Origin of the sequence: Nocardia sp. NPDC060259, from assembly GCF_042728775.1 — a bacterium.
In the GTDB taxonomy this organism is placed as follows: domain Bacteria; phylum Actinomycetota; class Actinomycetes; order Mycobacteriales; family Mycobacteriaceae; genus Nocardia.
Genome location: NZ_JBHXAY010000001.1, coordinates 21624 through 39052, shown reverse-complemented (window position 1 = coordinate 39052; position 17429 = coordinate 21624). Strand labels below are relative to the sequence as shown.

General features: G+C 67.9%; 14 protein-coding genes. 7 read left to right on the top strand and 7 right to left on the bottom strand.

Annotated features, from left to right (window positions below):
* Positions 1 to 17 precede the first annotated feature (17 nt).
* Entirely contained in the window at positions 18 to 2657 is a 2640-nt protein-coding gene (rph, locus tag ACFWF2_RS00195; RefSeq protein WP_379302957.1) for a rifamycin-inactivating phosphotransferase, read from the bottom strand.
* A gap of 198 nt (positions 2658 to 2855) precedes the next feature.
* Between rph and ACFWF2_RS00190 the strand changes: the two genes are divergently transcribed.
* Positions 2856 to 4304, top strand: coding sequence for an SDR family oxidoreductase (locus tag ACFWF2_RS00190; protein ID WP_379302955.1), 1449 nt, complete (start codon positions 2856 to 2858; stop codon positions 4302 to 4304).
* A 21-nt stretch (positions 4305 to 4325) separates the two neighbouring features.
* Here ACFWF2_RS00190 and ACFWF2_RS00185 read toward each other — a convergent pair whose 3' ends face one another.
* Both ACFWF2_RS00185 and ACFWF2_RS00180 read right to left on the bottom strand, forming a co-directional pair.
* Positions 4326 to 5336: a glutathione S-transferase family protein gene (locus ACFWF2_RS00185; protein ID WP_379302953.1), complete on the bottom strand. Its 1011-nt coding sequence runs from the start codon at positions 5334 to 5336 to the stop codon at positions 4326 to 4328.
* Between the two features lie 4 nt (positions 5337 to 5340).
* On the bottom strand, positions 5341 to 6627 hold the full coding sequence (locus ACFWF2_RS00180; protein ID WP_379302951.1) for an MFS transporter: 1287 nt from the start codon (positions 6625 to 6627) through the stop codon (positions 5341 to 5343).
* Between the two features lie 96 nt (positions 6628 to 6723).
* On the opposite strand from ACFWF2_RS00180, the gene ACFWF2_RS00175 reads away from it, so the two are divergent.
* Genes ACFWF2_RS00175 through ACFWF2_RS00165 form a run of 3 tightly spaced genes read left to right on the top strand, consistent with a single transcriptional unit; the run spans position 6724 to position 10810 of the window.
* Positions 6724 to 7947, top strand: coding sequence for an acyl-CoA dehydrogenase family protein (locus ACFWF2_RS00175; protein ID WP_379302949.1), 1224 nt, complete (start codon positions 6724 to 6726; stop codon positions 7945 to 7947).
* On the top strand, positions 7944 to 9380 hold the full coding sequence (locus ACFWF2_RS00170) for an LLM class flavin-dependent oxidoreductase (protein ID WP_379302947.1): 1437 nt from the start codon (positions 7944 to 7946) through the stop codon (positions 9378 to 9380). The genes ACFWF2_RS00175 and ACFWF2_RS00170 overlap by 4 nt, the downstream gene beginning before the upstream one ends.
* A 44-nt stretch (positions 9381 to 9424) precedes the next feature.
* Positions 9425 to 10810: a styrene monooxygenase/indole monooxygenase family protein gene (locus ACFWF2_RS00165; RefSeq protein WP_379302945.1), complete on the top strand. Its 1386-nt coding sequence runs from the start codon at positions 9425 to 9427 to the stop codon at positions 10808 to 10810.
* Between the two features lie 52 nt (positions 10811 to 10862).
* Here the strand turns inward: ACFWF2_RS00165 and ACFWF2_RS00160 are convergent, their stop codons facing one another.
* On the bottom strand, positions 10863 to 11486 hold the full coding sequence (locus ACFWF2_RS00160; RefSeq protein ID WP_379302943.1) for a carbonic anhydrase: 624 nt from the start codon (positions 11484 to 11486) through the stop codon (positions 10863 to 10865).
* 10 nt (positions 11487 to 11496) lie between these two features.
* Positions 11497 to 13020: an FAD-dependent oxidoreductase gene (locus ACFWF2_RS00155; protein ID WP_379303303.1), complete on the bottom strand. Its 1524-nt coding sequence runs from the start codon at positions 13018 to 13020 to the stop codon at positions 11497 to 11499.
* A 399-nt stretch (positions 13021 to 13419) separates the two neighbouring features.
* On the opposite strand from ACFWF2_RS00155, the gene ACFWF2_RS00150 reads away from it, so the two are divergent.
* On the top strand, positions 13420 to 13836 hold the full coding sequence (locus tag ACFWF2_RS00150) for a nuclear transport factor 2 family protein (protein WP_379302941.1): 417 nt from the start codon (positions 13420 to 13422) through the stop codon (positions 13834 to 13836).
* Here the strand turns inward: ACFWF2_RS00150 and ACFWF2_RS00145 are convergent.
* Positions 13817 to 14398 carry a carboxymuconolactone decarboxylase family protein gene (locus ACFWF2_RS00145; protein WP_379302939.1) on the bottom strand — a complete coding sequence of 194 codons (582 nt, stop codon included), beginning with the start codon at positions 14396 to 14398 and terminating at the stop codon, positions 13817 to 13819. The genes ACFWF2_RS00150 and ACFWF2_RS00145 overlap by 20 nt on opposite strands.
* Positions 14398 to 14736, bottom strand: a complete 339-nt coding sequence (locus ACFWF2_RS00140; protein ID WP_379302937.1) for a hypothetical protein — start codon at positions 14734 to 14736, stop codon at positions 14398 to 14400. The genes ACFWF2_RS00145 and ACFWF2_RS00140 overlap by 1 nt, the downstream gene beginning before the upstream one ends.
* 100 nt (positions 14737 to 14836) lie before the next feature.
* Here ACFWF2_RS00140 and ACFWF2_RS00135 point away from each other — a divergent pair, with 100 nt between their 5' ends.
* A complete protein-coding gene (locus ACFWF2_RS00135; RefSeq protein WP_379302935.1) occupies positions 14837 to 15619 on the top strand; it encodes a helix-turn-helix domain-containing protein in 783 nt (260 codons plus the stop codon).
* A 32-nt stretch (positions 15620 to 15651) separates the two neighbouring features.
* On the top strand, positions 15652 to 17325 hold the full coding sequence (locus ACFWF2_RS00130; RefSeq protein WP_379302933.1) for an alpha/beta hydrolase: 1674 nt from the start codon (positions 15652 to 15654) through the stop codon (positions 17323 to 17325).
* The last annotated feature ends 104 nt before the right edge of the window (positions 17326 to 17429 follow it).

Here is a 17429-nt window from a genome sequence, read left to right as displayed (position 1 = left end):
GGGGAGCCAGACTCGGATCAGCCTGCGGTACCGACCCCCGGGGCGGCGGAGTAGGGCAGGATCTCGACGTATCCGTCCGTGCCGTTCACCCGGATGCGCTGACCGTCACGGATCAGTTCGGTGGCGTGCTCCACGCCGACGACGGCGGGCAGGCCGTATTCGCGGGCGATCACCGCACCGTGGGTCATCAGGCCGCCGACTTCGGTCACCAGGCCCGCGATCGCGACGAACAGCGGGGTCCAGCTCGGATCGGTGTAGGCGGTGACCAGGATGTCGCCTGGTTCGAGGTCGGCCTGTGCGATATCTGGCACGACGCGGGCGCGACCCTCGATGGTCCCGGCGGACACTGCCATTCCGGGGAGTGCGCCCGTGGGCAGGTCGGCGCGCCGGTATGCCCCGGACAAGGTCTCACCGTCGGAGGTGAGTACGCGCGGCGGGGTGAGCGCCTGAAACGCGCGGAACGCGTCCCTGCGTTCGTCGATGAGCTCCGGGCTCGCCCGGTGGGTGCGGGTCACCTCGCCGAGCTCGTCGAATGTCAGGTAGAAGATGTCCTCGGGCTCGCGGAGCACTCCGGCCTCGACGAGACGCGCGGCCTCGCCGAGCAGGGCTTGCTTGTAGACGAAATAGCGGCTGACCATGCTGTACTTCGGATACTCCCGATAGCCGGAGAACGTGCGGACGCGATCGATCATCCGTTCGGTCTCTGCGGCCTTCCGGTCTCCGTCCGGCAGGGCGCTGAGTCGTTGCAGGAGCTGTTGTTTCGTCTGCTCGGCGTCGCGCAGGCCGTCCTCGAAGCGCTGTCTGCCCGCGCCGGGCCCGAAGTTCTTGATATTGCCGAGGATCGTCGGCACGAGTGTGGTGGGGCTTTCGCTCCAGCGTGGCCTGGTGATGTCGATCTCGCCGACGCAGCGCATGCCGTAGGTGTCGAGGAAGTCCTCGATCGCGGCGCGTGCCCGCGGACCGCCTGTGTGTTCGGCCAGGTCGTCCAGGAAGCCGCCCCCCGTCGACCCCTCCTTTTCGACCTGCTGCAGAGAGGCGACCACCTCCGGATGCGGGCGGATCGCATCGGCGACGTCCAGCAGTGCGAAGCCCATCTCCGAGGTGACGTTCCCGGGAACCGACTGGGTGAGCGCGTCGGCCGCGTTCTTCTCGCCCAGCCATTCCCGCAGCCGATCGTTGAGCCACCACGTGGCGTCCATGGCGGCCGTGATCACCTGCAGACCGCGCGGGGTGAACAGGACCCGCCGCAGCTCCTGGATATCGGTCAGGATGAAGTCGACCAGCGCCGGTCCGGACTGGGTCCGGATGTCGCGTTTCAGGGTCGCGAGGGAGGACTCGCTGGTCGCGATCAGCTCGGCGACGAGGTCGGGATCGGCCTCGATCGGCGCAGGTGCGGCACCGGCCGAAACTGCGGTGGAATCCTCGTCCGGGACCTGACGAACGAAGTCACCGCGATCGATCACGGTCTGCAGTGCGTCCCCGATCAGCGGATCGGACTTGCCGAGCCCTTCGATCAAGCCCGCGCCCTTCGCCGGCGACGACAGCAACGCGGTGACATCGACGAACAACCGTCCACCCGCGGTCCGCATGGGTGCCCGGCTCGTCAGCTGCCACAACGAGATTCCCAACGGCTTCATCGCATCGGTCATCATCTGCTGATGGCCGACCGACACGTAGACGCGGTTCTCGTCGTCGGCGGCCACGGGAATCGGGAACAACGTGGTGATCGGCCTGCTCTGCACGATGTGAATGCCCTTGCCGTCCAGGCACCATTCGATGTCCTGGGGGCTGCCGAAATGTGCTTCGATGCGGCGGCCCAGCCGCGCGAGCTCGAGCACCTCGGCATCGGACAGCACCGGCTCGTTTCGGCGCTCCTGCGCGATCTCGCGCACCTGCGTCCCGCCCGTCGGCACCGGCTCGACGGCGAGCTTCTTGGTGGCGATCGTTGCGCTGGTGATGTCGCCGTGGCGGACCCGGTAGATATCGGCGTTCACGAGGCCGGAAACGAGAGCCTCACCGAGACCGAAGCCCGCGTCGATGGAAACAACCGTGCGATCGGAGGTGACGGGGTCGGCCGTGACCAGGATGCCCGCGGCGTGCGGGAACACCATCCGCTGCACGACTACCGACATTCGAATCAGTTTGTGGCCGAGATCATTTCGCAGGCGGTAGATGACGGCCCGCTCGGTGAACAGCGAGCCCCAGCATCGGCTGACGTGCTCGAGGATCGCCGCCGCTCCCACGACATTGAGCGAGGTGTCCTGTTGGCCGGCGAAGGACGCGGTAGGCAGATCCTCGGCCGTCGCACTGGATCGGACAGCGTATGCATCATCCGCACCGAGCCGGGCGTGTGCGCTGATGATCTCGGCCGCCACGTCATCGGGAATGACGAGCTCTTCGATCGCGCACCGGATCTCCGTGCTCAGCTCGTGGATCGCTTCCCGGTCGTCCGCCTCGAGGCGCGACAGCCTCTCGATCTTGTCGCCGATCGACGGCGCGCCCGCCATGGCCTGTACGAAGGCTTCCGTCGTCACACAGAAGCCGTCCGGTACCTCGACACCGTCGATGCGCGACAGTTCACCGAGGTTCGCGCCCTTGCCGCCGACGATCGCGACCTGCGTCCGGTCGACCTCCCCGACATCCAGCACATAGACCATCCCCGCTACTCCTGACCTGGTGGTTTCGGTTTTCGCGAGCGATTATGGACCACAATTCGGCGCCTCATGATGGCCCGGAATCGTGTATACAGTAGAAGGGGGAAGGGACGAAGCATCGCGCGATGGCGGGCTTCGGGTTTCACCGGTGAATCTCGGTACATCTCGGTACGACTCAGGATCGGACAGGGGTGATCTCGGATGCGCTGTGTCGTGTTCGGCGCCACCGGATACCTCGGTGGCCGGCTCGTTCCGGACTTGCTCGACGCCGGGCACACGGTCCGGGTCCTCGCCCGGGACCCGGGCAAACTCACCGAGGCGGTATGGCGCGACCGGGTGGAGGTGGTGCGCGGCGATGTCACCCGCGTCGAGGACGTGCGCGCCGCGCTGGACGGTCAGCAAGTGCTCTACTATCTCGTCCACTCCCTGGCCCGAGCGGATTTCGAGAACGTGGATCGCGAGGCGGCGAGCCTGGTCGCGACCGAATCCGACCGCGCGGGACTGACCAGGCTGGTGTATCTGGGCGGTATCACTCCCACCGGCCAGAAGCTGTCACGACACCTCGCCTCGCGTGCCGAGGTAGGGGAGATCCTGCTCCGCGCGCCGACCCCCGCCGTGGTGTTGCGCGCGGCGGTGATCATCGGTTCCGGATCGGCCAGTTTCGAGATGTTGCGGTACCTGACCGAGCGGCTGCCCGTCATGGTGACGCCGCGCTGGGTGCGCAGCCGGATCCAGCCCATCGCGGTGCGAGACGTGCTGCACTATCTGGTGCGCGCGGCCGACCTGCCCGGCCGGGTGAACGACGCCTTCGACATCGGTGGCCCCGACGTACTCACCTACGAGGGCATGATGCGCGGTTACGCCGTCGAGGCGGACCTGCCACGCCGGGTGATCGTGCCCGTCCCCGTGCTGACTCCGTGGCTGTCGTCCCAATGGGTCAACCTGGTCACCCCGGTACCGCGTGCCATCGCCGTACCACTGATGGAATCGCTCATCAACGATGTCGTGTGCGCGGACCACCGCATCGCCGACTACATCCCGGACCCACCGGACGGGCTCACCTCCTATTCCGGCGCGGTGCGGCTGGCGCTGCATCGCATTCGCGATCTGGACGTCCCCACCCGATGGTCGGACGCCGGCCTGCCCGACGCCCCGTCGGACCCCTTGCCCACCGATCCGGACTGGTCCGGCGGATCGCTGTACAGCGATGTGCGGGAACGGGATACGACCGCCGACCCGGCTACCCTGTGGGCGGTCCTCGAAGCCGTCGGCGGCGAACACGGGTGGTACTCCTTTCCCCTGGCCTGGGCACTGCGCGGGTGGATCGACCGGCTGCTCGGCGGTGTCGGCCTGCGCCGCGGTAGGCGCGACCCGCACCGCCTGCGGGTGGGCGAAGCGCTGGACTGGTGGCGCGTCGAACACCTCGAGCGTGGACGGCTGCTGCGGTTGCGCGCGGAGATGCGGGTGCCAGGGCGTGGCTGGCTCGAACTGTCGGTCACCCCGTCCGCCGACGGCGGCGCCCACTACCGGCAGCGCGCCCTGTTCGAACCACACGGCTTGGCCGGGCACCTCTACTGGAAAGCGCTCAGCCCCTTCCACGCGGCCATCTTCGGCGGGATGGCCCGCAACATCACCGGGGCTGCCGAGTGAACCGGGGACGAAGAGGGCGGTTCAGAGGAGGGCGGGTACCCGCTCGGCGGGCAGGGGCGGAGACGGCGGGGTGCCGTCGCCGAAGGGTCGTCCGCCGAGTTCCTCGCGGTGATGGGGGGTCAGCCAGTTCGACAGATCCGGTCCAGCGGGCACGACTCCGGTCGGGTTGATGTCGCGGTGCACCACGTAGTAGTGCTCCTTGATCTGCCCGAAGTCGATGGTGTCGCCGAAGCCGGGGGTCTGGAACAGGTCGCGGGCGTAGGCCCACAGCACCGGCATCTCGCTGAGTTTGCTGCGATTGGTCTTGAAATGGCCGTGATAGACGGGGTCGAAGCGGGCCAGCGTGGTGAACAGGCGCACGTCGGCCTCGGTGATGGTGTCGCCGACCAGGTAGCGCTGGGTGCTCAGCCGCTCGGTGAGCCGGTCGAGGGCGGCGAAGAGCCGGGTGTAGGCATCGTCGTAGGCGTCCTGCGAGCCGGCGAAACCGCAGCGGTAGACGCCGTTGTTGACCTCGCGGAAGACCTCGGCGTTGATCTCGTCGATCTGGGCGCGCAGCGGTTCGGGATACAGCCGCGGTGCGCCGGGCCGATGGTAGGCGGCCCATTCGGTGGAGAAGTCGAGGGTGATTTGGGCGTAGTCGTTGGTGACGACCTGTCCGGTCGGGATGTCGACCACCGCGGGCACGGTGATGCCGCGCGGATAGTCCGGGAATCGGGCCAGGTAGGCATCGCGCAGTTGGTGGATGCCCAGCACCGGGTCGACCTCGCCCGGGTCCAGATCGAAGGTCCAGCTGAGCTTGTCGTGGGTGGGCCCGCACAGGCCGAGCGACAGCACCGGTTCGAGCCCGAGCAACCTGCGCACGATCAGGGTGCGGTTGGCCCACGGGCAGGCCCTGGCCGCGACGAGCCGGTAGCGGCCGGGTTCGACGGGGTAGCCGTCGCGGCCGTCGGCGGTGATCCGCGTCGTGATGTAGTTGGTGTCGCGGCGGAACTCACCGGCCTCGACGTAGCTGCCCGCATCGGAATCACTCACTTCCTCAGTCTTGCAGATCCACCTGCCGGTGCGTCGTGCGCCGACCGATTCCCTCGGCGTCGCCGAGGGCCTGGCGCAGGCTGTCGGGGCCCAGGCCCCGAGACAGGCCGAGAATCAGTGCGGCGCAGCCGATTCCGGAAAGGATGAGGCTGGTGGTGAACAGGGCGGGATAGCCGGCCAGCTCGCCGACGATGCCCGCCGCCATACCCGCCACACCTTGGACGACGACGATGGCGCAGGCGAGCAGGGTGTAGTCGCTGCCCGCGTGGTCGGGCTCGGAGGCGTCCATCATGAGGGCGAACACGGCGACGGTGGCCGCGCCGCCGAAGACGTGCTCGGCCAGGCTGGCGGTGACGAGGAGTTCGAAACCACCGAGGCCGAGGGCGGCGAACAGATACAGCGCGATGCTCGCGGTCTGGGTGACACCGCCGATCAGCAGCGCACTGCGTCGGCCGTAGCGGTAGGCCAGCCAGCCGCCGAAGGCCGCGCCAGCCAGTGCGCCCGCCGAGGAGAGGACGCCCTTGATCACCGCGATCTGGCCGAGATCGAGACCGGCATCGGACAGGAACGGTCCGGTGAGCGCCGACGCCATCGAATCGCCGAACTTGAACGCGCCGATCAGCGCGATGAAGACGAGGATGCCGGGGCGGCGCAGCCGGATCCACCAGGCGCCGAGCAGGTGCGCCGGATGCGGGCGCGGCGGGCGGTCGGCGACCGGTTCGCGCAGCAGCCACACCGGCACCGTGGTCAGCACGATCAGTACTGCCATGGCGAGGAACAGCATTCGCCACCCGGACACGGCGAACATCCACAGCAGGGCGCCACCGCCGACGATCATGCCGATGCGGTAGGCGCCGACCTGGATGCCGTTGCCCAGCCCGCGCTGGCGCGGACCAAGCAGGCGCACGGCGAGACCGTCGGTGGCCACGTCCTGCGTCGCCGAGAGCAGGTTCACCACCACGATGCCGACGAACAGCCAGCGCAACGACGACGACAGATCGAGAACGGCGAGGACCATCGCGACCGCGGCCGCGGACAATTGCAGCACCAGCAGCCAGGTGCGCCGGGTGCCGTAGCGGTCGACGTAGGGCGCCCACAGGAACTTCAGCGCCCACGGCAGGAACAGCACACCCGAGGCGCTGATCGCGACCAGCGAATACCCCGATTCGCGCAGCACCACCGGCAATGCCTGAGTGAAGAAGCCGAACGGCAGGCCCTGCGCGAAGTACAGGGCCGACAGCAGAACCAGCGTGCTTGTCGTGATCACACCCGGTCGGGTGGCGGTGCTCATGGGGACATCGTCGCAGAGCGCCCCCGCCCCGCACCCTTTGTGATCCCGCTGCGCGCAACCAGTGAACGCGCAGGCCGACGGCGTCATCGTGGGTTCATGACATCCACCGAGACGAAACGCGTGGCCGATTCCGAACTGGATGACGCCTTCCGCCCGATCTTCGACCGCATCGCCTCCGGCGCCGTCGCCCGCGAAACCGACCGGAAACTCGCCTACAGCGAAATCGCCGACCTGCGCGCCGCCCGGTTCGGCGCGCTGCGCGTTCCGGTGGAGTTCGGCGGCTACGGTGCGACGGTGCGCCAGCTGTTCGGGCTGCTCATCGACCTCGCCGCCGCCGAATCGAACCTGCCGCAGGCACTGCGCGTGCACTTCTCCTTCGTCGAAGACCAGCTGCTCGCCGAACCGGGCCCGGCGCGGGAACAGTGGCTGCGGGCGGTGACCGAGGGCACCCTGGTGGGCAATGCCATCACCGAACCTGGTGTCGGCGCGGTCGACCGGTACCGCACCCGGCTCACCCGCGCCGGCGAGCACTGGCGGCTCGACGGCACCAAGTTCTACAGCACCGGCTCCCTGTACGCCGACCACATCCTCGTGGCCGCCGACAGGGACGGCGAGCGGGTGGGTGTCCTGGTCGGCGCCGGCGCCGAGGGCGTGCGGCAGCACGACGACTGGGACGGCTTCGGGCAGCGGCTCACCGCCAGCGGCACCACGGAATTCACCGCCGTGCGGGTCACCGAGGAGCAGATCCTCGGCCCCGGCTACGGCGTGCCCGGCCCCACCTACGCGACCGCGTATCTGCAGCTGGTCCAGCTGGCGGTGCTCGCGGGCATCGCCCAGCGCGCCGAAAGCGATGTGCGGGACTGGGTCTCGCGACGCACGCGCGGCTATACCCACTCCGCCGCCGACCTGCCCCGCCACGATCCGCTCGTGCAGCAGGTGATCGGCAAACTGTCGGCGGCCGCGTTCTCCGCCCGCGCGAACGTGCTCGCGGTGGCCGATCTCCTCGACGAGGTGCTCGGCGCCGGAGCGAAGGACGACACCGCGCTCACCGCGGTGGAACTCGCGGCCGCGCAAGCCCAGCTCGCGGTGATCGACACCGTGCTGCCCGCGACGAGCCTGCTGTTCGAAGTGGGCGGCGCGTCCATCGTGTCCGAAGGCCTGCGCCTGGACCGGCACTGGCGCAACGCGCGCACCATCTCCGTGCACAATCCCGCCATCCAGAAGGCAAGGGCGGTGGGCGATCACCTGCTCAACGGCACCGACCTTCCCTTCGGCTGGAGTGCGGGCGAACGGGCTCCGGCCGGAGAGCAGGCGCGATGACCCGCCGGATCCGGTTCAACGCCTTCGACATGAACTGTGTGGCCCACCAGTCGCCCGGGCTGTGGCGCCACCCCGACGACCAGTCGCACCGCTACAAGGAGCTCAGCTACTGGACCGAGCTGGCACAGTTGCTCGAACGCGGACGCTTCGACGGCATCTTCATCGCCGACGTCCTCGGCATCTACGACGCCTACGGCGGCAACGACATCGCCGCGCTGCGTCACGGTGCCCAGGTACCGGTTGCCGATCCGCTGCTGCTGGTGACGGCGATGGCCGCGGTCACCGAGCACCTCGGCTTCGGGATCACCACCGGAACCGGCTTCGAGCATCCGTTCCCGTTCGCCCGGCGCCTGTCCACCCTCGACCACCTCACCGACGGCCGGATCGGGTGGAACGTGGTGACCGGCTACCTGCCCTCGGCCGCCCGCAATCTCGGCGCCGACGACCAGCTCGACCACGACGACCGCTACGACCAGGCCGACGAATACCTCGAAGTGCTCTACAAGCTGTGGGAGGGTTCGTGGGAGGACGACGCCGTGGTGCGCGACGCCGAGCGCGGCGTCTACGTCGATCCGGCGAAGGTGCACCACATCGGCCATCGCGGTCGGCATTTCACCGTGCCCGGCATCCACCTGTCCGAACCGTCGCCACAGCGCACCCCGGTGATCTACCAGGCGGGCGCCTCCCCGCGCGGTGTCCGCTTCGCCGCCGAGAACGCCGAGGCCATCTTCGTGGCCGCGCCGTCGAAACGCGTGCTCACCCAGACCGTTTCGCGGATCAGGGCGGCGCTCGAGGAAGCGGGCCGTGACCGCTATTCGGCCAGGATCTACGCGCTGGCCACCATCGTCACCGATGCCACCGACGAGGCCGCGCGCGCCAAACACGCGGAGTACCTGTCCTACGCGAGCGTGGAGGGCGGGCTGGTGTTCATGTCCGGCTGGATGGGCATCGACCTGTCGCGCTACGACCTCGACGACCCCATCGGCGAGGTGCACAGCAACGCCATCCAGTCGGCGGTGGCCGCGTTCCAGGAATTCGACGACGACGGTCGCGAATGGACCGTGCGCGACATCGGCCGCTGGGCAGGTATCGGCGGCATGGGCCCGGTGTTCGTCGGGTCGGGGGAGACCGTCGCCGACCAGCTCCAGGAATGGGTGGACGAGACCGACCTGGACGGGTTCAACCTGGCCTACGCGATCACCCCCGGCACGTTCGACGATATTGTGCGGCACGTGGTTCCGGTGCTGACCGCGCGCGGTGTCTACGCCACCGAGTACGAGCCGGGCACGCTGCGGCACGCGCTGTTCGGGGCGGGGGACCGGCTCCCCGACGGCCATCGCGGGGCGAGTTACCGCGTGGGCGGCCGGAATTCGACCGCCCTGCCGGAATCGGAGTCCCGGCCGGGCCCGGTCGCGGCCATCGATTCCCGCTGATCACAATCCTGCTGCGGCGGCGCGGAATCGAGCATCATTCCGATATGACATCGCACAATACCGCTTCACGTTCCCCACGTTCGGCCGCGATCGTCGGCGCCGGACAGACCGGCGTCACCGCGGCGCTAGGTCTGCTCGACGCCGGCTTCGAGGTCACGCTCTACAGCGACCGCGACCAGCCTGCCCTGCGCAACGACGTCCCCGCCACCGGCACCGCCCTGGAATTCGGTGTGGCACAACAGGCCGAGCTGGCTCTCGGCCTCGACCCCTACACCGCCAGGGCACCCCGCCACACCGGGCTCAGCGTCCGCATCGCCGACCCCGACCGCAACGAACTGATCGCCTTCGACGGCGTGTTCGACGGCTACGTCGGCGTCGCGGTCGACACCAGACTCAAGGCCGACGAGCGGCTCACCACCTTCCGCGAGCGCGGTGGCCGCTTCGTCGTCGAGCAGGTCACCCCGGAAACCCTCGACGGCATTGCCGCCCAGCATGATCTGACCCTCGTCGCGACCGGTCGCGGTGGTCTGTCCGACCTGTTCCCGATCGACACCGCACGCACCGTCTACGACGCGCCGCAACGCTCGCTGCTCACCGTCACGGTGACGGGGCTGGGCCACGACCCGAGTGTGTTCGCCCACCGCAGTCCGGCGGGCGGCGCGCACAGCGGATTCTCCATCTTCGCCGATCAGGGCGAGGGCTGGTGGGGTCCCTACCTGCACAAGGACGCCGGGCCGAGCTGGGCTTTCCTCGGCTGGGCCCGGCCGGGCAGCGACTGGGAACGCCGCTTCGGCGCAGCCGATTCGGCGGCCTCGGCGCACCGTATCGTCACCGAGCTGTACCGCGACTACATCGACTGGGATCTGCCGGAAGTCCTGGCCACCCAGGTGATCGAGGACGACCCGCACTCGTGGCTGAAGGGCGCTGTCCGGCCGGTGGTGCGTGCGGGCGTCGGCACCACCGCGAGCGGTCATCCGGTGGCTTCGCTGGGCGACACCTCCGTCGCCTACGACCCGATCGCGGGGCAGGGCGCGCAGAGCGGGCTGGTCCAGGCGCAGCGGCTGGTCGCCGCGGCCGCGGTGCACGAGGGCGCCTTCGACGAGACCTGGATCGCCGCGCGCTACGCCGAATTCCTCGCCGCGCGCAGCGATGCCGCCGCGAAGGTGACCAGGCTGTTCCTCAGCGATCCGGCGTTCGCCGACATCGGCGGGCAGTTCTTCGCCGCCGCGGCGGCGGAGCCGCGGTTCGCGAGCGCGCTGGTGGGACTGCTGCATCATCCGCAGCCGTTCCTCGGCATCGAGACCGTCGAGCAGGCGGGCGCCTACATCGAGGAGGTCACCGGGCTACCCGCGGGCGAGGTACTGGCCCGGTTCCAGACCGCGGGCAGATTCGCGCGGTCGGAGTACGGGGGCGCGCTGACCCGCGCCTGAGCGGTCCGGATATCACCGCCGCGAGGGTCGTTGCCTCGCGGCGGTGAACCGGCTACTCGAGTTCGCCGATGTTGCCGATGACGCGGTTCAGCTGGGCGCGGCCGTCGGACAGGTTGTAGGTGACGCACGCGATGGCGAGTTCGCCTGCTTCGATCTTCGCGGCGATGCTGCTCGACCGCTGGGTGAGCAGCAGCGCCGTCTCCTCCACGTGCCGGGCCTCGAGCTCGTCGACGGTGCTGAGTCCCTCGCGGCGGCCGAGCAGGATCGAGGGGGTGACCCGCTCCACGATGCTGCGGATGAACCCGCCGGGCACGGCGCCGGAATCCAGGGCGTCGATCGTCGCGCGGACGGCGCCGCAGCTGTCGTGTCCGAGGACAACGATCAGCGGCACGCCCAGCACGTCGACGCCGTACTCGATCGATCCGAGCACCGAACCATCGACGACGTGACCGGCGGTGCGGACGACGAACATGTCGCCGAGGCCGCGGTCGAAGATGATCTCGGCGGCGACCCGGGAGTCACCACAACCGAACAGGATCGCCGACGGATGCTGCCCAGCGGTCAGTTCGGCACGGTCGGCTGCGCCCTGATTGGGATGCTGCAGCCTGCCTTCGACAAAGCGATCGTTTCCATCGCGGAGTGTCTTCCAAGCGGTAACGGGACTGGTATGCGGCATATGTCCAGTTTTACACGGTGCTGCCGGTTCCTCGGTCCGCCACCTCGGGCGTGGCGCCGTGCCGAGGATCCTGTGCCAGGGGGCCGCAGCGGACATCGAACCGGTCGCGCACGGTGTCCAGGGTGCGACGCAGGTGTTCGCGGTCGCGACGGTGCGTGAGCGCGAACCGCGTCATGGCCGTCATGCGGCGTGGCAAGGGATACCAGCGATCGAAGTCGAGTCCGAAATCGCGAAATACCGTGAGCGGAACGTTGTCGTAGATGATGCCGGCGTTGTACAGCGTGAGCGCGAACAGCGTATACGGGACAACGGTTCTGGACTTGCTCAGCAGTTCCGGCACGTCGAGTTCGTAGAGTGGGGTGTCGCTGATCCGGTCCAGGAACATCAGGTTGGTCAGGAAATAGCCGATCATCGAGGTCAAGTACAAGGTGGCAGACCGGGGCTGAATCGACAGGACCGCTCCGCTGCTGGAGACGTAGGGCTCGTAGGGGTGATCGCGCCGCATGACGTAACCAGTGCAGTTCACTATCCAGCTGCCCGGCGGGATGGTCGTCGTCACACCGCTGCGAAAGACCAGCCGGGTCGCCTCGTGGTCGTCGACGGCATCCACGAGGTAATCCATCACCACCCGGCGCAATCCCGAGGCGATCGTCGAATTCTCTGCTTCCGAAAGGATTCCCAGCAGGAAGCTGCCCGTCTCCGGGGTCACCCAGGTGCCGTATGTCGTGCGATGCCAGTCCCACACGTCGGCCTCGTTGGTTCCGTCGAAACGGCGGCTGGTCTCTCGGATGAGACTGCTGGAAAGTTCACCAGCCCACCACCTTCGGGCACCAGAAGGGAACAACCGCTCGCGGCTCTGGAAGAACGTCCCCACCCCGGCTACGAGATTCACCTCGCGGCCGGGGTACTCCGTGATGAGTTCGAGCGCGGTGTCCATGGCAGTCTTGCCGCCACCGATAATCCATACCGGGGCAGCACTGCCTCGTATGTCGTCGCCGTGGAGATCGCAGAAGTCGGGCGATATCGACCGCACCCGCGTGCTGGAGACATCGAACGGCGCATTCGGTGCGATGCGGAACCCATAGGCTTTGATCAGGCGCTTGGCCTCGACCACCACAGTCGCGCCGTCCGCGGACTCGCAGGTGATCCGGACGATGCCCGCGGTCTCGTCGTGCGAGACCATGGTCCATCCGAAGAGCTCGTCGACCTGGACCCGCTGTTTGATCGTGTCGAGGCAATATTCGAGGTGATCGAGCACCTCGGGTTTCGTCGCCAGGTACGAGCGTTCCCGACCGAGGGTCCATGCGATATTTCCGGCGGTGAACAAGCCGTGCGGCTGGTGCAATCGCACGTATGGGTAGGTGTCGGCCCACATCCCCCCGACCTGTTTTCTGCTGTCGACCAGGACGACCTTCTGATGACGTGCGAGATACCGGCTGGCGACCCACAAGGCATTCAGCCCGGTGATTCCCGCCCCCACAATGCACACATCGCAAGTCTTTGTCGTCATGGCCTCGGCCTTTCCTCGCAGCATGCGGAACTCGTGCAACGGATTCATCGTCCGGCGATGCTGCGGGGCGGATCAGAGTAGTCGGCTGGTTGTCATTGGCCCGCGTCGCCGCTGCAGGACGCGCTGGCATAGGGGCCGGTGGGGCCCTTGCGGCGATCCGGGAGGCTGGTGGCCAGGTTCATCCGACATGTGAGCTCCTTTGCTCGGCGACGTGCGGCTCTGCACCGTGAGGTGAGACCTGGGTCACAAGATTGATCGTACTGTGGGTCCTTTTCGGTCGGAAGAGTCGGACAGGGGCGTGATCAGCGGCGTTTCCGGGAGTTACCAGGCCCACCTCGACCTGACCGCAGTCCTCGGGTAGCCGCCCGGCGATCGTTCCATTCATCCAAGACCAGCGGGGGATGCCCGGCCTACCGTCGGATCATGACAGCGACACATTCCCCCACCGGACGATCGGTCGACGATCAACTCCTCGCCGTGCTCGACGAGTGGCAAGCCGCGATCGTCGCCAACGACGCGGACCGCATCGGCTCGTTCATGACCGACGAGTGGGTGATGGTGTCCGAGAACGGCGTCACCACCGCGGCACAGTTCCTGGCATTCGTCCGGTCGGGCGACCTCACACACTCGGCGATGGCACGCGTCGGCGACGCGCGAATCCGCTACTACGACCGGGTCGCGCTGCTGACGACCCGCGTCGTCAACACCGCCCACTACCGGGGTACCCGGTTCGACGCCGACGAATGGACCACCGACGCCTTCATCCACGACGACGGCCGATGGCGATGCCTGCTGACCCAGATCACCGCGACGAAGGTTCCTACCGATAGCCCCGTTTGATCAGGTACGCGGCCCCCGCCTCGAACCCCGCGGGGCTGAGCTGCTCGAATCCGAAGGCGTCGGCGAGCCGGTTGGTCGTGTTGAACGCGGCACAGACGGCGAGGGCGTCCCTGACCTGCTGGTGCGAAACACCGGCGGCCAGCACCTGCCGCATGTCTTCGGTGGTCACTGTCCCTTCCCTGGTCAGCGTGCCGAGCATGCGCAGCGTGGTACGCAACATGTCGTCGATCGGGGCCGATTCCAGATCATCCAGCACCGCTTGAACTTTCGCGGCGTCCTGGTAGGCCAGCGTGGCCGTCGCGGTATGTGCGCCGACACAGAATGCGGACCCGTTGACCGTCGAGACGAATGCCGCCATCAGCTCTCGGTCGGCGATCGTCCACTCGGAAGGCCCGCGCATCGCTTCGTGAGTGAACCTCTTCGCCTGCGCCCCATAGAATTCGGGTCGGTAGAACAGGAATTTTGCGGCGTCCGGTGGCGGATAGCCGGAGAATAAGCGGACGAGCGCGAACAGCAATCTGGTCCCGGGACGGTACCCGCGGTCGAGAATCTGGAGGCGCATTATGAATCGTCCTCCTCTGGAATTGCTGCGGCGAGGGCGGTGAGTCCGGCAGCATACAGACGCGCGGACTGCCCGACCGCTGCTGCTATCACCAGTTCGAAGAGCTGGTCCTCGCTGAATCCCGATTCCCGCGCCGCGGCGAAGTCCGCATCGGTGATCGCGACGGGTTTCGTGGCGACCTTGTCGACCACCGTGTGTAAAGGCGGGGCGACATCAATGTTGTCGAAAGCGCGCTGTCGTTGATCCGGAGATGTCGCACCCGCTCCGCGGAGAATACTGTCGACCAGAACACGTAGCATGGCTTGTTTGGTGTCCTCGTGTCGCATGCGGTCGCTCACCTGCCCAACGATAGGCGCACCGCACATAGCTGCGTGTTTCCCTGCTTGCGGCGTGCTGCGATCGCTATCGTGCAGGGGTTCGGGCAAGGCTCTGACGGAAGTGAGTGCGGTGAAGCAGCTGACCAGATCCGGCGAGGCGGTGCGGTTGGCGCCGCCGACATTCGGCAGTTTCCTGCGCTGGTTGCGCGATGATCGCCGGATGTCGCGCGAGCGGTTGGCGATGTCGGCGGGAGTCAGCGCCAGCTACGTGACTCACCTGGAGTGGGGCGACCGGGATCATCCGGCGCGTGCGGTCGTCGAGGCCTTGGCGGACTGCCTGGATCGGGCCCGGACGCTGCGGGTGACCGAGCGCAGGCATCTGTTCGACCTGGCGGGGATACCGATCGCGGTGATTCCCTCGATCGGCCAGCTGCGCGCGGCCATCGGCGACGATGCGCTCCGCAGTCTCGACGCGCACCGTGGCGGGATGGCGGGATACTTCGACTCCCGCGGCAATATCCTGGCGCTCAACACGGCCGCACGCACGATGCTGCCGGGATTGCGCGAGGGCGGCAACGGGCTGCACTGGTTGTTCGGTGACCAGCTGGCACGGCAGGTTGTCGTGAACTGGGACGACGTCGCGCGGAGGTCGGTGAGCGGACTGCGCGGGCGAATCGGTGCCGTCGGTCAGGCCGGATGGCCCGGGCGCCTGCTCGGCGAGCTCGGGATGTACCCGGAGTTCTGCGGGCTGTGGCGCGAAGGTGAGGTGACGTTTTCGACAGGGTTGTCGCCGATTCGACTCCGCGACCCGATGACCGGGCGCCCCATTGACGTCACCGTGCAGGTGTTCGACGTCGACGTCGTCGATCACCCGGGATGGGTGCGAATCTTCCTCGGCACGTAATGCGATCACGCTTTCGAGTCACAGGGGAACAAATGAATTCCACGCGCGGGCTCGATCCAGAGGGCGGCGACACGGCACCTGCGGTCCGGCGCAGGGGTTTCCACCTGGGCGGGGCGATCGGCGCGCTGGTACTGGTGTGGCTGTCGCTCACGCCGTCACTGCTGCCGAGGGGGCCACTGTTCCAGGGCGTCGTCACCGGCGCGGCGGCGGCCTTCGGCTACGCACTCGGCCTCGCGGTCGCCGCGCTGATGCGGTGGATGGTGCAGCGAGAGCCGGGGCCGACGCCCACGGTTGTCCGGTGGGGATTGGGAATCGTCGCGATACTCGGCACGGTGACCGTCCTGGTCTGGTACGCCGATTGGCAGAGCGATCTGCGTTCGCTCATGGGGGTGAGCGGCCTTGCCTGGTATGCCTACCCGATCATCGTGGCGATCAGCGCCGTGGTGTTCGCGGTGTTGCTCGCGGTGTCGCGATTGTGCTGGGCGCTGTCGCGCTGGGTCGGTGGGCTACTGGGGCGTGTGCTGCCCACTCGCGTCGCCGCTGTGCTGGGCGGTGTTGTCGTGGCGGTGGTGGCTGTCGCGGCGATCAACGGCGTCGTGGCCGATGTGGCGATGTCGGTGCTCAACGAGACGTTCAAGGCCGTCAATCAAGAGGATTCCCCGGATACCGAAGAACCCGTCGTTCCGGAGCGCTCCGGCGGTCCCGGATCGCTGGTGAGCTGGGACTCGCTCGGTCGGCAGGGCCGGATCTTCGTCGCCAACGGACCCACCGCACGCGACCTGACGGTCTTCAGCGGCAAACCCGCGCGGGAACCGATCCGCGTCTACACCGGACTCGATTCCGCCGAGAACATCAGGGCCGAAGCGGATCTCGCGGTGGCCGAGTTGCGGCGAGCCGGCGGGTTCGACCGCGCCGTACTCGGTGTGGCGACCACGACCGGCACCGGCTGGATCAACGAGTCGACCGCGTCGGCACTGGAGTATCTGGCCAACGGTGACAGCGCACTGGTGAGCATGCAGTACTCCTACCTGCCGAGTTGGCTGTCGTTCGTCGTCGACCAGGAACGGGCCAGGCAGGCCGGTCAGGCTTTGTTCGAGGCGGTACACGCCGAGTGGGACACCCTGCCCGCGGATCGGCGGCCGAAGCTGGTCGTCTTCGGTGAGAGCCTCGGCTCCTTCGGCGGCGAGGCCGCGTTCGCCGGTATCCAGGACATGGCCGCCCGCATCGACGGCGTCTTGTTCGTCGGTCCCACCGCGACCAACCCCGTGTGGCGCGACGCCACCGCGCGCCGCGACCCTGGCTCACCGCAATGGCTGCCGATCTACCGCGACGGGCACACCGTCCGATTCATCGCCGACGCACCGGATCTCGCCCGCCCCGACACCGCGTGGGGATCACCCAAAGTGGTCTACCTCCAGCACGCGTCCGACCCGATCACCTGGTGGACACCGCAACTGCTGTTCCAGAAACCCGATTGGCTCAGGGAGGAACGCGGTCACGACGTCCTGCCGAGTACGCGCTGGATCCCGGTGGTGACGTTCCTGCAGGTGTCGGCGGATATGGCCGTCTCGACCGATGTGCCCGACGGACACGGCCACACCTTCCACGCCGACATCGCCGACGCCTGGGCCGCGATCCTGGCACCGGCCGGCTGGACCCCGGCCGACACCGAGCGCTTGCGAGCGATCCTGAGTGGCACCGAATGAACGCCACATCCGGGAATGATCCGTCGCCCGGGTCCTGACGGAAACGTGGAGCGAAACAGCGGCGGTGAAATCCCACTTATCGGTCGAGTCGTACGCCAGAATGT